The organism is Pseudomonas sp. N-137, assembly GCF_034555295.1.
Taxonomy (GTDB): domain Bacteria; phylum Pseudomonadota; class Gammaproteobacteria; order Pseudomonadales; family Pseudomonadaceae; genus Aquipseudomonas; species Aquipseudomonas rhizophila.
The window spans coordinates 136,066-154,188 of the sequence record NZ_JAXUDQ010000014.1 but is presented as its reverse complement, the minus strand read 5'-3'; the positions used below and the strand labels follow the sequence as shown (position 1 = coordinate 154,188).

General features: G+C 65.1%; 4 protein-coding genes. All 4 read left to right on the top strand.

Annotation, left to right across the window (positions count from 1 at the left end):
- The coding region (locus T3A99_RS13765) for a condensation domain-containing protein (RefSeq protein ID WP_322834469.1) at window positions 1-2,181 on the top strand (2,181 nt) is incomplete at its 5' end.
- Between the two features lie 93 nt (window positions 2,182-2,274).
- A complete protein-coding gene (locus T3A99_RS13760) occupies window positions 2,275-12,480 on the top strand; it encodes a non-ribosomal peptide synthetase (protein ID WP_322834468.1) in 10,206 nt (3,401 codons plus the stop codon).
- Window positions 12,477-16,313, top strand: coding sequence for a non-ribosomal peptide synthetase (locus tag T3A99_RS13755; RefSeq protein WP_139049747.1), 3,837 nt, complete (start codon window positions 12,477-12,479; stop codon window positions 16,311-16,313). Before T3A99_RS13760 ends, T3A99_RS13755 begins: the two co-directional genes overlap by 4 nt.
- Before the next feature lies 1 nt (window position 16,314).
- Window positions 16,315-17,964, top strand: coding sequence for a cyclic peptide export ABC transporter (locus T3A99_RS13750; protein ID WP_173406832.1), 1,650 nt, complete (start codon window positions 16,315-16,317; stop codon window positions 17,962-17,964).
- The last annotated feature ends 159 nt before the right edge of the window (window positions 17,965-18,123 follow it).

The window sequence follows — 18,123 nt, the reverse complement described above, 5'->3', positions numbered from 1 at the left end:
CCGACCGAAGCGGCCATCGACGTCTCGGTCTGGCGTTGCTCGGCCAACGACGTGATCGTGCCGATCGGCAAGCCCATTGCCAACCTGCGTTTGTACATCCTCGACGAGGCCATGCAACCGTTGCCGATTGGCAGCATCGGCGAGCTGTACATCGGTGGCGTTGGCGTGGCCCGGGGTTATCTGAAACGCCCGGACCTGACCGAGGAACGCTTCCTCACCAGTCCATTCGTGGCCGGTGATCGCCTGTACCGCACCGGTGACCGTTGCCGCTTCCTGGCTGATGGCAACATCGAGTACCTGGGGCGTCTCGACCATCAGGTGAAATTGCGCGGCCAGCGCATCGAGCTGGGGGAAATCGACTCAGCGCTGCTTAACCTGCCGGCCATCACCGGCGCCTGCACCCTGGTCATCGACAACCGCCTGGTGGCGTTCTACAGCAGTAGCACCGCGCAGTCGGACCTCGACACCCAGCTTGCGGCCGAACTGCCGGCGTACATGGTGCCGGCGGTGTGGGTGCAAATCCCGGCCCTGCCCCTGAGCACCAACGGCAAGATCGACCGCAAGGCCCTGGCTGCCCTGCCCCTGCCAAGCACCCAGAAAGACTACGCGGCACCGCGCAACGAGCTGGAACGCCTGCTCTGCCAGTTGTTCGGCGAACTGCTCGGCGACACCTTGACCGGCGGCCGTGAAGTCGGCACCTCGGACAGTTTCTTTGCCCTGGGTGGTGACTCGATCCTCGGCCTGAAACTGATCTCGCGCCTGCGTGAACAGGGCTATTCGCTCACGCCACGGGACCTGTTCCGTTCGCCGACCCCGGCGGCGCTGGCCCACGTGACCACGACTCTGTTGACCCAGGCCGAGCAAGGCGACGTGACCGGGCCAATGCCGCTGATGCCGTTGCACCAGTGGTTCTTCGACCAGCAGCAGGTCCAGGCCGCCCACTGGAACCAATCGGTTCTGGCCGACAGCGACCGTCGCCTGGAACCGGCCATCGTGCAAGCCACGCTGGACCGGCTGGTGGCCCACCACGACGCCCTGCGCTTGCGTTTCAGCAACATCGACGGGCAATGGCAGGCGCACATCGCGCCGGTGGCCCCGGCCAAACTGACCCGCTGCGAGCGCCCGGAACAACTGCTGCACGTCGCGCAGAGCCTGGACCTGCAACACGGCCCGTTGTTTGCCGCAGCCCTGTTGGAGGGCACGCCGCAGCGCCTGTACCTGGTGGCCCATCACCTGGTGGTCGATGCGGTGTCCTGGACGCCGCTGCTGGAAGACTTCCAACAGCTGTACCCCGCCCTGGAACGTGGCGAAAGCGCGGCGTTGCCGGCAAAAACCACCTCGTATCGTCAATGGGCCGAACACCTGCAAGCCCATGCCGCGAAGGCTGCTACCGAGCATCGCTACTGGAGTGCCCAGGTCGGCACGAACCGGCCGCCAATGGCCACGGTCGCCGAGCGCCAGACACTGGCGGCCCGCTGGGATGCCAGCCGCACGCAGCAATGGCTGACCGAGTCCCACGCGGCGTACCGCACGCAACCGGAAGAACTGCTGATCGCCGCCCTCGCCGCGACCCTGGCCGAGGTCGAACAGCGCAGCGATATCGTGGTGGACCTTGAGCGCCACGGACGTGACGCACCGTTTGCCGGGCTGGACGTCGGCCGCACCGTCGGCTGGTTCACCACGCTGTACCCACTGCGGGTGAACGCCCGCGGTGCCGCGGGCGAGCAGGTGCGCAACGCCAAGCAAGCCTTGCGTGACGTACCCGGCCAAGGCCTTGGCTACGGCTTGCTGCGTCAGCGCGGCGAGTTGCCGGCCAGCCACGGTGATGTGCTGTTCAACTACCTGGGGCATGAGCAAACGCCAGAGGGCTGGTTACGCGCCAGCAGCCTGACCCCGCCGCCGGAGGTGGCCCCGGTGAACCGAGTGACCCATGCCCGTGAAGTAGTGGCCTGGCTGGAGGACGGCGTGTTGCGTGTCGAATGGCACAGCGTCACGCCGAACGCCGACAGCCGTTTGCCCGCTCGTCTGCTGGAACACTTGCAGGCGCTGGTCGAGCACTGCCTCGACCCGCAGGCCGGTTCGCTGATGCCAGCGGATTTCCCGCTGGCCAAGGCGCTGAACCAGAAGTCCCTGGACAAGCTGCTGGGCAAACTCAAGACCAAACCCAATTCCCAAAGCTAGCGAGCGACGCCGCGCCCGCGCAGGTCTCGGACCGGCGCGGCGCCCTGATCGACTCACTTGAGTTTTCAAGACTTTGAAATGGACCAAACAAGCATGAACAACATCGAAGACATCTACTCCCTTTCGCCGACCCAGCACGGCCTGTTGTTCCACAGCGTCTACGAACCGGATTCGCGGGTGTATTACCAGCAGTTGAGCCTGGACATGAACGGCCCGCTGCAATTGAGCGCTTTTCGTGGTGCCTGGCAGGCGCTGATGCAGCGTCACGCGGTGCTGCGCAGTGCTTTTCTCTGGGAGGAACTGGACGATGCCTATCAGGTGGTGCAACAGGACGTTGAGTTGCCCTTGACTGAACTGGACTGGCAGGACCGCGCCGAGCCGCAGGCCGCGCTGGAACAGTTGGCACTGGAACAACGGGCACAACCCCTGGAGCTGAATGACTCGCCGCTGATGCGCGTGTGCCTGGTGCGCCTGGCCCCCGAGCGCTGGCATCTGATCTGGACCTTCCATCACATCCTCATGGACGGCTGGAGCGTCGGCATCGCCGTGCAGGAGTGGCTGGCGCTGTACTACGAACAAGCCCATGGCCGCCCCGCCCACTTGGCGCCGACCCGCCCTTATCGAGACTACATCGCCTGGCTGGCGGAACAGGACATGGCCGCCACCGAAAGCTTCTGGCGCGAACAGTTGCAGGACGTCAGCGAGCCGACCCCACTGCCCAGCTTCGCCGTACGCCAGCCAGCGCCTGCGGGGGCACCGTTCGCCGAACGGGAAAGCCTGCTGGCCGCCAGCGAAACCGAGCAACTGGCGCACTTCGCCCGTCAGCATGACCTGACCATCAACACGCTGATCCAGGGCGCCTGGGCACTGCTGCTGGGCCAACACGCCGGGCGTGACGACGTGGTCTATGGCGTCACAGTCGCCGGGCGTCCGGAGAACCTGGCGGCGGTAGACAGCACCGTCGGGCTGTTCATCAATACCTTGCCGCTGCGCGTGCAATGGGCCGACGAGCCGACCCTGGTGGACTGGCTGCAACACTTGCAGCAAGCCAACAGCGATCTGCGCCACCACGCCTACCTGCCACTGGGCAAACTCAAGTCGATGACGCGCATCGCCGCTGAACAAGCGCTGTTCGACTCGATCCTGGTGTTCGAGAACTTCCCGGTCACCGACGCACTTAACCAGGACACCGGTGGCTTGAGTTTCAGTGCCCCGAGCAGCGACCAGCAGGTCGATGGCATTACCCACACCCAAGGCCGCAACCACTTCCCGTTGTCGCTGATCGTGGTGCCGGACAAACAACTGCACTACCTGATCAGCTACGACCGCAGTCGCTTCAGCGATGCCGAAGTCGCGGTGTTGTCGGCCCAATTGCGCGCGATCCTGTTGGCGATGACGGCGCACGCGCAGTGCCGGGTCAGCGAGCTTGAATGGCTGAGCCCTGAAGAACGCCAGCAATTGCTCGTGCAGGGCCGTGGTGTACAACTGCCGGTAGCCGCTACGTGCCTGCACCAGCGCTTCGAACAACAGGTGGCCGCCCACCCGCAACAGCTGGCGGTGCGCGACCGCCAGAGCGCCCTGACTTACCGTGAACTGGATCAGCAGGCCAACCGCCTCAGCCAGTATTTGCGTGCCCAGGGCATCGGCCACGACAGCGTGGTGGCACTGGCCCTGGAACGCAGCGCCGAGTTCGTGATCGCCCTGCTGGCCACCCTCAAGGCCGGCGCCGCCTATCTGCCGCTGGACCTCAAGCAGCCTGCCGGGCGCCTGGCCGACGTGCTGGTGGACAGCCGCGCCGCACTGCTGATCGGTGCCGCCGCTTCACCCCTGCTCAAAGACCTGGCCGAGCACACGCCGACGCTGTGGTTGGCGGAACAGACCGACGCCATCGCCTCCCAGCCAGACACGCCACCGGTCGTGGTCCACAGCCCGACCGATGCTGCCTACGTGATCTACACCTCGGGCTCCACCGGCACCCCCAAGGGCGTGGTGGTCGAGCACCAGTCCATCGTCGATTACCTGACGGCGGTGCACGCAGTGCTCAACCCGCCACCGGCGGCTCGCTACGGCTTGCTGTCCAGCATCGCCGCCGACCTGGGCCACACCCAACTGTTCGGCGCCCTGTGCAGCGGCGCCAGCTTGTTGCTGGTGGATGAAGACAGCGGTTTCAGCCCCCTGGCACTGGCCGAACTCTTCGACCAACACCCGGTGGATGTGCTGAAGATCACCCCAAGTCATCTGGCCGGCCTGTTGCAGGCGTTGCCCGATGCCCGCCTGCTGCCCCGCGCCCTGCTGGTCTTCGGCGGCGACGCCCTCAGCCCGGCGCTGCTGGAACAGGTCAACCGCCTGGCGCCAGGGCTCAGGGTTTTCAACCACTATGGGCCGAGCGAAGCGACAGTCGGGGCGATTGCCACCGAGTTGCCGGCGGGCCTGCGCAGCATCGCCCTCGGCCGGCCACTGCCGAACCGTCAACTGCAAGTGGTCGATGCCAACGGCCGCCTGGTGCCCACCGGGGTATCCGGCGAACTGCTGATCAACGGCGCCCTGGCCCGGGGTTACCTGCACCGCCCGGACCTGACCGCCGAACGCTTCCATCTCGACGCCGATCAGCAACGCTGGTATCGCACTGGCGACCGCGTGCGCTGGCAAGTGGACGGCCAACTGGCGTTCCTCGGTCGGGTCGACAGTCAGGTCAAGATCCGCGGCAACCGCCTGGAGCTGGGCGAAGTCGAAGCGCAGCTCAAGCGCCTGTCGCCGCTGATCGAACAGGCGCTGGTCCGTGCCGTGGAACTGGACGGCAGTTTGCGCCTGGTGGCCTACCTGGTCGCCAGCCAGTCGCTGTCCGCCACGAAACTGCGTAACGACCTGGGTGCGCGGGTGCCGGACTACATGGTGCCGGCGCACTTCATCACCCTCGACGAACTGCCTCTGACCCGCAACGGCAAGGTCGATGTCCAGCGCTTGCCGCTCCCGCAAAAACCCACGGACGACAGCGCCACCCATGTCGCGCCGCGCAATGAAGTCGAAGCGCATCTGGCCGCCATCTGGCAGGAAGTCCTGAAGCTGGAACGTGTCGGCGTGCACGACAACTTCTTCGCCCTGGGCGGCGATTCGATCATCAACTTGCAGATCATCGCCCGCGCCAACCAGCAAGGGCTGAAACTCACGCCCCGCCAGCTCTTCGAGAACCGCACCATCGCCGATATCGCCCGGGTGCTGGGCGCCGATGCCAGCCATGGCGTGGCACACGAGATTGCCGATGGCTATGACCTGCCGCTGGCCGCCGGGCAACTGGCGCGCCTGCAACAAGGGCCGTTGCACGCCACCTGGCGTTGCGTGGCGCTGAGCCAGACGCTCGATAGCGAGCTGCTGACCCAGGCCATCTGCGCCTTGCAGCAACACCACCAGGCCTTGCGCCTGGCGCTCAAGGCCCTGCCGGAGGGCCAGTGGCAGCAACGGGTACTGGTCGCGGCCAAGGCCCCGGTCATCGCCACCGAGAAACTGGAGACCTGCACGCCGGGGCAACTGCAAGCCCTGGCCCAGGCCGGTGTCGACGCGCTGGCACTGGACGCCGGCCAAACCCTGCATGCCCGCCTGCTGGAGGTGGACGGCAAACACGCCCTGCTGCTGGCCGCTCATCCGCTGTGTCTGGACGAGGCATCCTGGTCGCTGCTGCTGACTGACCTCAACCTGGCCCTGGCGCAACTGCGCTATCAGCGGCCGGTGCGCCTGTCCTACACCGGTGGCGATTTCACTCAGTGGACGCGGCACCAGCAGGCCCATGCACAGGGCGATGCCCTGGACGACGCCTGGGAACACTGGCTGCAATACGCCGGCACGGAAACGCTGCAACTGCCGAACAGCCAGCAGCCGGCCAGCGTGGTCGAGCAGACCCTGCCGGCCGCCACCTCAGGTGAGCTCAAGCGTTTGGGCGAAGTGCTGCAACTGGACTGGAACAGCCTGTTGGCCGCTGCCGTGGTCGAACAGTGCCGTGAACTGTGCGGCAATGGCCTGGTTGCGCTGAGCGTGCACGATGCCCGTCCAAGCGCCGAGCGCCTGCCGGTAAATGCGCCGATTGCCGTGGCCGACCTCGACCCGGCACGCATCATGGGACCATTGGCCCTGGCTGTGCCGTACTTCCTCCAGCCCGAAGGCGACAGCCTGCTGCAACGCTTGCATGCCCTGACCGCGCAAATGCGCGCCTACCCGCAGCACGGCGTCGACTATGGCGCCCTGCGTTTCCTGTCGGACAACACCTACCTGCAAGAACCGCTGCGTGATCTGCCGGCGGCATCGGTGGCCATTCGCTGGCTCGGCAACCTCGACAGCCATCGCGAAGAGCGTGGCATCCTGGCCCAGGTCGAAGCCGCAAGCCCCGCGACAGCTTCGACTTGCCCGCTGACCCTGGACGCCTGGTGGCAGGATGACTGCCTGCACCTGCGCAGCCACGGCGCCCTCGCCGCCGACTGGGCACCGCGCCTTGCACAACGCTTGAGCGAACTCGCCGGATTGGCCAGCGCAGCCGACCTGCGCCCCGCCAGCCAGGCATTTGCGTTGTGCCACAAGCAAGCGGCGACCCTGGCATCCGAACCGCTGGACTGGTCGAACATCGAAGACGTCTACCCGCTGTCGTCCATGCAACAGGGCATGCTGTTGCACACCCTGTTGCAACCCCACAGCGGCATCTACCTGATGCAGCAACGCTACAGCTGGGACGGGGTACTGCAGCGCCCGGCGATGGAAGCGGCCTGGCAGTTGTTCCTTGAGCGCCATCCCATGATGCGCACTGCCTTCTGGTGGCAGGACGATCATGAGCCGCTGCAATGCGTATACCGCCAAACTCATCGGGCGTTCGACTGGCAGGACCTGCGCCACCTCGATGAAGAACAGCAGCGCCTGGCGATGGACCAGGCCCTCGAAGCACAGCGCCTGCAAGGTTTCGACATGGCCTGTGCGCCGCTGACCCACCTGCGGGTGTTCCAACTCGATGAGCGGCGCTTCGCCGTGGTGCGCAGCTTCCACCACATCCTGACCGACGCCTGGTGCTTCGGCCTGCTGATGGAAGACCTGCTGGCGATCTATCAGGCCATCGTGCGCCAGGAGCCGGTGGCCCGTCCACGCCTGCGCTCCTTCCGCGGCTACATGAGCTGGCTGGAACGCCATGACATGGCCGCCGCCCATGCGTTCTGGCAGGCCGAAATGGCCGGTTTCAGCGAACCGACGCCACTGCATGTGGACACCCCCGTGGCACGCCCGGAGCAGGCACCGGAACAGGTCGGCGACTTCGACCAGACCCTGAGCATCGCCCAGACCCAGCGGCTGCAGCAGCTGTGCCAGCAATACCAACTGACCCCCAACACCTGGATCCAGGGCGCCTGGGCGCTGTTGCTGTCGCGCTACAGCGGCAACCGCGATGTGCTGTTCGGCGTGACCGTCGCCGGCCGCCCGACTGACCTTGTCGGCGTAGAAGAAATGGTCGGGCTGTTCATCAACAGCCTGCCACTGCGCATCGATGTCGACCCCGAGGTGCCAGTGGCCGACTGGTTGCAGGCGCTGCTGTCCCACAACGCGCAATTGCGCGAACACGAAAGCGCTTCGCTGGTGGACATCCAGCGTTGCAGCCAAGTGCCGCGCGGCCAGCAGTTGTTCGACAGCCTGGTGGTGTTCGAGAACGCGCCGCTGGATATCAGCAGCGTGAAACTGGATGCCTTCAGCATCGACATCTATGAAGACCGGGTGCACACCAACTTCCCGATGACGGTGGTGCTGTACCCCGGCGACCGCCTGGGCATTCGCCTGTCCTACGACAGCATGCGTTTCAGCACTGACACCGTGCAGCGCATGCTCGGCCATCTGGTGCAGCTGCTTTCGGGCATGCTGGAGACGCCGCAAGCGCCACTGGGCAGCCTGCACATGCTGCCCGAGGCGGAACGCCGGCAGTTGCAGATCGACTGCAACCGCAGCGACGTCGACTTCCCGCTGGAGCGCGGCTATGCGGCGCTGTTCGCCGAACAAGTGCGCAACCGTCCACAACACCTCGCTGCCGTATGCCAGGGGCAATCGCTGACCTACGCCGAACTGGACCGCCGCGCCAACAGCATCGCCCATGCGCTGCAAGCGGCCGGTGCCGGCCCGGAAACCCTGGTGGCGCTGTTCGCTGAGCGAGGCCTGGCCTTGCTGACGATGATGATCGCCACGCTCAAGGTCGGCGCGGCGTTCCAGGCCCTGGACATCCAACAGCCCCATGCACGTCTGGCGGAGCTGCTGGACCTGGGCGAAGCACCGCTGTTGCTGGTCTGCGAGCACGCAAGCTCGACGCTGGACAACGTCCTGCCGCAGATGCGCCAGCAACCCACCTGCCTGATCGCCCAGGCGCTCTGGCAAGGCCGCGAACAGCCGCCGGTCACCTATGCGCACAACCCGGATCAATTGGCCTACGTGATCTTCACCTCGGGTTCCACCGGCACGCCAAAAGGCGTGATGGTTGAACAACGCGGGATGCTCAACAACATGTTCGGCAAGGTCCCGAGCCTGGGCTTGGGTGAGCACGACCGGATTGCCCAGACGGCTTCAGCGGCGTTCGATATCAGCGTGTGGCAGTTCCTCGCCGCGCCACTGTTCGGCGCCACCGTGCACATTCTTCCCGATGCCCAGGCCCATGACCCTGTGGCTCTGCTCGATGCGGTTCAAGAGCAGCAACTGACACTGCTGGAAACCGTGCCGGCGCTGATTCGCGGCATGCTCCAGGAAAGCCAGACGCACCACACCTTGGCGAGCCTGCGCTGGCTCCTGCCCACCGGTGAGGCATTGCCGCCGGCCCTGGCGCGGGACTGGTTCGCCCGCTTCCCGGCGATCCCGTTGATGAACGCCTACGGTCCCGCCGAATGCTCGGACGACGTTGCCTTCTACCCCATCACCGAAGCGCCCGCCGACGACTGCCTGCACATGCCCATCGGCAAGCCGACTGCCAATAACCAGGTGTTCGTTCTCGACTCGGCGCTGCGCCTGGTCCCTGTCGGTGTACCCGGCGAATTGTGCATCGGTGGTGTCGGCGTCGGTCGCGGTTACCTGCGCGACCCGCAACGCACCCGCGAAGCCTTTGTTCCGCACCCGTTCCAAGCCGATGCGCGGCTGTATCGCAGCGGTGATATCGGCCGGATGCGCGCCGATGGCGTGATCGAATACCTCGGGCGGCGCGACCAGCAAGTGAAGATTCGTGGCCACCGCATCGAACTGGGCGAGATCGAAAACCGCCTGATGCAACACCCAGCGGTGGACAGCGCGGCGGTGCTGGCACTGCCCGACGCGCGCGGGGCGTTACAACTGGTGGCCTGGTATGTGCTCGACGACACGGCCAACCTGGGCGGCGAGTCCGCGCAACAGGTCTTGAGCGCTTACCTGGGCCAGCAGCTGGCAAGCTACATGGTTCCAGCCCGTTGGCTGGCCCTTGCGCAATTGCCGCTGAACGCCAATGGCAAGGTCGACCGTCGCGCCCTCGCCGCCCTGGGTGTGCCCCAGGACGAAACGGCGCAGGCGCAGTGCTTGGCACCGCGCACGCCGACCGAGCAGGTCCTGGCCGAGCTGTGGCAGGAAATTCTCGGCCTGGACACCGTCGGTGTGCACGACGACTTCTTCGCCATCGGCGGTCACTCGCTGCTGGCCACCCAGGTGTTGTCGAGGATTCGCCGACGGTTGAACGTGAACCTGCCGTTGCGCACGCTGTTCGAGCGTGGCACCCTGGAACAATTGGCCGAAGCGGTCGATCAGCAACGCGACGCCCAGACCGAGGCCGACGGCAACAGCGAGATTGCCCTGGCGCCACGCAACCAGCCATTGCCGCTGTCCTACAGCCAACAACGGTTGTGGTTCCTGGATCGCTTCGAAGGCCCCAGCGCCGCCTACAACATGACCACCGCCATCAGGCTGCGTGGTGCGCTGGACGTCGCAGCGCTGCAAGCGGCGTTGCAGGCCGTGTTCGAACGCCATGAGTCCTTGCGCACGGCGTTCCATCTCCACGGCGACCAGCCTTGCCAGGTCATCAGCCCGGCACCGCGGGTTGACCTGACGCCGACCGAGCTGAGTCACCTCGACCACGAGGAACAAGCGCAAACCCTGCAACGCTTGATTGATGAACAGGCGGCACGCCCGTTCGATCTGCAACAGGCGCCGATGTTGCGCGCCAGTCTGCTGCGCCTGGGCGCCGACGATCATGTGCTGCAATTGGTGCTGCATCATATCGCCACCGATGCGTGGTCCATGGGCATCCTCATGCAGGAGCTGATCGTCGGGTACCAGGCTCGTACCAGCGGTTCGACACCGGTGCTGCCGGTGTTGCCGATCCAGTTCGCCGACTATGCCTACTGGCAACGCAGCGAAACCCAACAGCGCCTGCTGGCACGGGCCATCGACTACTGGCGCCGCCAACTCGACGGCGCGCCAACGCTGATCCCGCTACCGCTTGACCAGCCACGCCCGGCGCGTCCCGACTATCAGGGGGCGGCCCTGGAACAACGCTTCACACCGGCCCAGGCCCAGGTGCTCAAGGCCTATGCTCAACAGCAGCGGGCGACGCTGTTCATGGTCCTGCTCAATGCCTTCAACAGCCTGTTGCAACGGGCCACCGGGACCAACGACTTTATCGTCGGCACCGACCTGGCCAACCGCGAACATCCGGCCCTGGAGCATCTCATCGGGTTCTTCGTCAACGTGCTGCCGATCCGTGCCCGCCTGAGCGAGGGCGAAAGCTTTGACGCCCGTCTGCAACGCTTGCGCGAGGATTGCCTGTCGGCGTTCCAGCACCAGCAGGTGCCGTTCGACAAACTGGTCGAGGAACTGCAACCGCCGCGTACACCAGGGGTCAATCCCCTGGTCCAGGTGCTGTTCGTCATGCAAAACACCCCCAGCGGCAATGCCAGCCTGCCTGAGCTTGAGGTGGAACACCTGGTATCACGCCAGGAAAGCAGCAAGTTCGACCTCGCCGTGTTTGTCGAAGAGGACGAAGATCAAGGCCTGAACGTGCGCTGGGTGTATCGCACCAGCGTGTTGCAGGAGCCGACCATCCAGCGCCTCGAACAAGGCTTCGAGAGCCTGTTGGAGCAGATCGTCTCGGCCCCGGGACAAGCGCTGGACAATTGGTCGTGGCGCCTTGAGGGTGGCAACGCCAGCGCAGCGTCCCTGGCGGATTCGTCGCTCGACGAAGCCACGGCCCGCAGCGCCCGCAAGCAGTCCAAATTGAGCAAGCTCAAGCAGACCCGTGCAACCGCTGTGAGCCAGGTGGCCCATGAGCAGGTCCGTACCCGCACCCTCAGCGCCGGGCAAGCCTTGCCGTTGGTGATCGAGCCGTTGCTCGGCGACCTGGATCCGGTGCACTGGGCGCTGCAAGCGCGGGAATGGATCAATGCACAGCTGCTGACCCACGGCGGCCTGCTGTTCCGGGGTTTCAACCTGCCGGATGCCAGCGCTTTCGAACAGTTCGCCCAGGCCATCGAACCCGACCTCTACGGGACCTACGGTGACCTGCCGAAAAACAAGTCCGGCAAGAACATCTACCACTCCACGCCGTACCCGGAACAGCACATGATTCTCTTCCACAACGAGAGCTCCCATCTGCCGCAGTGGCCACGCAAGCAGTGGTTCTATTGCGAAACGCCGGCGCCGCGTGGCGGTTGCACGCCCATCGTCGATTGCCGGCAGGTGCTGGCGCGCTTGCCCGAGGACATCGTCGCTCGCTTCAAGGCCCTGGGGCTGCTGTACGTGCGGCACTTCACCGACAAGCTGGATGTGCGCTGGCAGGACTTCTTCAAGACCGAACAGCGCGAGGAAGTCGAGCGCCAATGCCTGGCGTCGGGCATGCGCTGGGAATGGCTGGGGGCCGACAACCTGCGGATCGCCCAGCACTGCCCGGCCATCGTCGAGCATCCCGAGACCTTGGAACTGTCGTTCTTCAACCAGGTGCAACTGCACCACACCGCCTGCCTGGAGCCGGAAGTGCGCAGCAACCTGATCAGCCTGTTCGGCCCCGGACATTTGCCACGCAACGTGTACTACGGCGATGGCAGCGTGATTGAAGACGCAGTGATGCAAGTGATCGGCGAGGCTTATGAAGACTGCGCGGTACGTTTCAGTTGGCAAAAGGGTGACATGGTGATGCTGGACAATATGTTGGTGGCCCACGCTCGGGATCCCTTCGAGGGTGAGCGCAAGATCTGTGTCGCCATGGGCCAGATGATGCGTCGCGAACAATTGACCGGTTGCGTGCCCGAAGCACAGCCGCCGCTGGCTGCGGAGGTGCAGGCATGAGCGCCTTTGAAACTCGCGAAGAAGCCTTCGCCCTCTCGCCCCAACAACGCAGCCAGTGGTTGGCGGGGTTGCCGGCGGCGCGCCTGGAACTGGAAATAAAAGGCCCATTGGCCCTGGAGCGTCTGCACCAACGACTCGCCGCCCTGAGCGTGTGCCACGAGGCCCTGCGCCTGCGGGTACGGCCAGAGCCAGGCTTGCTGATGCCCTTGCAAGTGGTTGAATCCACGGTCACGGCCACGGACGCCATCAGCGTCGAGGTGCAAGCGCTCGACGGCGATCGGCAGCGGGTCACGCTGCAACTGCCGGCGCTGAGCGCGGATCGCGGGACCTTGCTGCGCCTGGCGCAGGCATTGGGCTCGATAGAGGCGCCATCGGTGGATGACGAGGCCATGACCTATACCCAGTACAGCGCCTGGCTCTACGAGTTGCAGGCCGATGAAGACGCCGAGCCTGGCCGGCGTTTCTGGGCCAGCCAGGCCTTGGACGAAGCGGTCGCCAGCGAGTTGCTCTACCGTGAGGTTCGCAGCGACCGCTCCGACGCCCCGGTGACCACTCGCTTGAGCGCCAACCCACAGTTGAGCATGGCCCTGGACAGCTTTTGCCAACGTCACGACGCATCGCCCGAACAAGTGCTGATGACGGCCTGGGGCGTGCTGTTGCAGCGCCTGAGTAGCGGCGACAGCCCGGCACTGACCTTGAACTGGGTCCACGATTGCCGCGACGACTATGAAGAACTCGCCGATTGCTGGGGATTGTTCGCCAAGCCCCTGCCCCTGCGCTGGCAAGCGGCGGCGGACAGCCAGTTTGCCCAGGCGCTGGCGAACCTGCAGGTGCTCTGCGAGCAAGCCACCGAATGGCAGGAATACTGCGGCGTCAGCGCTGCACTGCCGGCCGACACTTTGCAGTACGGCTTCCAGTGGGGTGGGCAGTTGCCCGATCGACTCGACACCTTGGGCAGCATGGCGTCGACGCTCACGGTGCTGGACGCACAGGCCATCCCCGCGGGCATGGAGCTGCTGTTGGTGGCCGAAACGACCGCTGGCGGCTATCGCCTGAACCTCTGCCACCTGCCGGGCCGCTACAGCGAACAGGCCGCCCTGGTCCTGCTGGAGCAATTCCAATCGCTGCTGCTCGATGCCCTCGCCAATCCAAGCAAGCCCCTGGCCGAACTGTCAGTGCAGGCGCCGAGTTTTACCGCAACGCTGACCGCCCTGCAGGCGCCATCCGACGCTACGGCACTGCCGTTTACCAGCGTGCCGGCGAGTTTCGATGAATGTGCCGCGCAGTTTCCCGAATATTTGGCCCTGCGCGACCCCAATGGGCAGTTGAGCTATGCCCAACTGCAGGCCCGCAGTAACCAACTGGCGCATTTCCTGCGCGCCCAGGGCGTGGGTCGCGAAGATCGCGTGGCGCTGTACCTGGATCGCTCGGCACAGATGGTCCTGGCCATGCTCGCCGTGCTCAAGAGCGGCGCGGCGTTCGTTCCCCTGGATGTGCATCAGCCGGCACAACGCTCGCTGGCGATCCTGCAACAAGCCCAGCCGACCTTCATACTCAGCGGCTCGGCCGGCAGCGCCCCTGCGTTGCCGGGCATCGGCAGCCTCGACCTGCGCGAGGAAGCGGCCTGGCAGCAAGCGCCAACGACTGCAACCAACGTCGAGATCCAAGGACAGGACGCGGCCTACGTGCTGTTCACTTCCGGCAGCACCGGTACACCCAAAGGCGTCATCGTCGAGCACCGACAGCTGGCCAGTTATGTCGCCAGCGTATCCCGGCGCTTGCAACTGGCCGCAGGCGAACGCAGTGCAGTGGTCACCTCACTGGCGGCCGACCTGGGCTACACGTTGCTGTTCCCGGCCCTGCTCAGCGGCGGCGAATTGCACCTGCTGGACAAGGAAACGGCCATGGACGCCCAGGCTTGGGCAGCCTGGCAGGCGCAGTACCCAATCGATCACCTGAAGATCGTGCCGTCGTTGCTCGACGCCTGGTTGATTCATGCCCAAAGCGCTGCCGTGTTGCCGCGCAAACAATTGATACTCGGTGGCGAAAGCTGCTCGCGGCGCCTGCTGCAAAGCATTCGCAGCCTTGCTCCGGCGCTAACGGTCTTCAACCATTACGGCCCGACCGAAACCACCGTTGGGGTGGTGATGCACAAAGCCGATCCGAGCGTGGATTATCGTCGCCTGCCCCTCAGCGACCGCCTCGACGGCATGCGCCTGTACCTGCTCGACGAGCAGCAAGCGTTGGCCGCCCCAGGGCAAAGCGCCGAGCTGTATATCGCCGGCCCGCAACTGGCCCGCGGGTACCTGGACACGCAACAAAGCGCCGGACGTTTTATCGAGCTGGCACATCGGCCGGGCGAACGCCTCTATCGCACCGGCGACATGGCCCGCTATCGCCATGACGGCAGCCTGGAGATCACCGGGCGGGCCGACCGCCAGGTGAAAATTCGTGGGTTCCGCGTGGAACTCGACGAGATCCAGGCGCAGCTGACCAACCTTCCCGGTGTGGCCCAGGCCGCGGTGGAATGCATCCCTCGCGGCGAGCTCGGCCAGCAACTGTTCGCCTTCATGACCCTGGCGCCCGGGCATTCGACCACAGTCGCCAGGCTGCATGGCCAGGCCCAGGATTGCTTGCCGGACTACATGCTGCCCACCCTGCGGATCGTCGAAGCCTTGCCCCTGATGGGCAACGGCAAGCTCGACCGCAAGACCTTGCAGCAATGGGCTGACAAAGTCCTCGACACGGTCGGCAGTGCCTTGCCACGCACGCCGCTGGAAGCCTTGCTCGCCGAGGTCTGGGCACAGGTGCTGGGCCTGGAGCGAGTGGGCATCGACGATGATTTCTTCGAGCTGGGCGGCCATTCCCTGGCGGCGGTGACGCTTGCCAGTCGCCTGCAGACCGCGCTGTCGGCACCGGTGACGGTCAATGCGGTGTTCAACGCCCCGAGCGTCTCGGCATTTGCAGCATTGGTGCAGGCCGAACTCAAACTCTCGCCACTGGTGCGGTTGTCGGCGCCAAACGCTGTCGAAGCCGCCAACCTGTTCTGCTTCCACCCCTCCACCGGCCACGTGCAGGATTACCGCACGCTGCTGGCGCCGCTGTCGGCCTGGCAGCTGTGGGGCTTGCAGGCGGCGTACCTGAGCGATGACAGCACAACGCTGGGCGGCGATATCGAGAGCCTCGCCGCGCTCTATGTCGAGCACCTGCGCCAACAGCAACCCCAGGGGCCGTACCACCTGCTGGGCTTCTCCCTCGGTGGTCTGCTGGCGATTGCCGCGGCCGCGCGCCTGGAAAGCCAGGGCCAAGCAGTGGCGTTTCTCGGTATCATCGACTCGCAGTACCAGCATCAAGCGCCAGAAGACAGTGTCGAGGCGCTGCTGGAGTCAGCCTCCCAAGCGCTGACACCGGACAGCCAGAGCGTGATGCGCCGGTTGCCGCCACCGATCATGGCCGCATTGCTGGAGCAACTGGACGCCCTGCCCCCAGCGGCACGCCTGCCGGAGCTGGTGCAGTGGGCACGCCAGCAAGGCCTGCAACTCGATGGCGACAGTTGGGAGCATTTGCAAACGCGGCTGCGCTACCAGCAGCACACGCAGCATCTGCTGGCGACCTTCAAGCCTGCCCGGCTAAGCTGCCCGGTGCATGTCTGGTGGGCCAGCGACACCCTGGCCCAGGCCGACTTCGCCGACCCGCATTGGGAAGACCTGAGCAGCGGGCCGTTGACCCGCGAGGTCATCACGGCGCAACACCTGACCATCCTTGAGCAACGCGCCTTGCACGAACAATTGGCGGCGCGTCTCACGGCCATTGCTACACACGGAGCGGTTTGAAATGGATCTGTTGTTACTCATGGCTAAACGCTCCTGGCGCGCACTGCTGGTGGCGACCCTGACGGGGTTGATCTGCGGCCTCGCGGCTGCCGGCCTGATCGCCAACATCAACCACAGCCTGGAGGTGTTCGACAAGCTGCGCCCGGTGGATGGCCTGCTCTTCGCTGGCCTGGTGGTGTTGGTCGCGGTGTCGCGGATCATCTCCGACATCAGCCTGTTGCGCCTGGGCCAGGCTGCGGTCAACGACATGCGCCTGCACCTGAGCGCCAAGCTGATCGACACGCCCTACGCGCAATTGCAGCGCCTGGGCAAGCATCGCCTGCTGGCGATGCTCACCGACGATACGCAGACCATCAGCCAGGCGGTGGAGTTGGTGCCGATCCTGCTGGTCAACGTCGGGATCATCGCCGCGTGCCTCGGCTACCTGGGTTGGCTCAGCATGCCATTGCTCGGCCTGACGCTGCTGCTGATCGTCCTGGGCAGCCTGAGCTTTCACTGGCCGCAACGTCGGGCGCTGACCTCGATCTCCCGTGCTCGCGAGCTCAAGGACCAGTTGTTCAATCAGTACCGCCTGCTCACCGATGGCAGCAAGGAACTGCAACTCAACCATCCGCGCCGGCAGCACTTCTTCACCCGCCTGCTGATACCGGTGAGCCAGCAATACCGCCGCGATTTTGTACGGGGCATGAGCATCTACGCCCTGGTCCTGAACTGGGGCAATGCGGTGTTCTACATGCTGATCGGTGTGGTGCTGTTCGCCGCGCCGCATTTCATCGACCTGAGCGCGAGCCTGGTCACCGGCTATATCCTGGCGATCCTCTACATGATCACGCCGTTGTCGGAGTTGATGCACGCCTTGCCGACCCTCGGTCGGGCCAGCGTGGCCCTGAACAAGATCCGCGCCCTGGAAGGCGAGATGCAAACCGCCGACGAAACCGTCGAGACGATCTCGCCGACCCAGGTTCGCAGCCTGGTGTGCCGCCAGGTCACCCACACTTACTACCGCGAGCGCGAGGACGGTCACTTCACCCTGGGCCCCATCGACCTCACCCTCAATGCCGGCGAAGTGGTGTTCATCACCGGCGGCAACGGCAGCGGCAAGACCACCCTGGCGCTGTTGCTGACCGGGCTGTACCGGCCGGAAAGCGGCGACGTCATGCTCGACGAACAAGTGTCCTCGAGCAATGACAATCACCATTACCGACAGCACTTCTCAGCGATCTTCACCGACTTCTGCCTGTTCGAAAACCTGTTCGATGGCGACGATCCGCACCTGGTGAAACAGGCACAGGACTACCTGGTGCACCTGCAGCTGGACCACAAGGTGCAAATCGAGAACGGCAAGCTGACGACGCTGGCGTTGTCCACCGGGCAACGCAAGCGCCTGGCGCTGCTCAGTGCGTACCTGGATGATCGCCCCTGCTACCTGTTCGACGAATGGGCGGCCGACCAGGACCCGGTGTTCAAGCACTTCTTCTACACCCGGATCCTGCCGGACCTGCGCGAACGCGGCAAACTACTGATCGTCATCTCCCACGACGATGCCTACTTCGGCCTGGCCGACCGGCTGATCCGCATCGAACATGGCAAGCTCAGTGAAGTCGCTCCCCAGGCTGACGCCGTGCCCCTGGCGCAAATGCTGTCCACTTGAGAATGCGCCCACAACTCCAGGGCAACCCCCAACCCAAATGTGTGTGAGCTTGCTCGCGATGAAGTCGACTATTCAGCATTGATGCAAGCTGACCCGCCGCTATCGCGAGCAGGCTCGCTCCCACAAGGACTTGCTGTGCCAGAAACCAGTGGGGTAAGG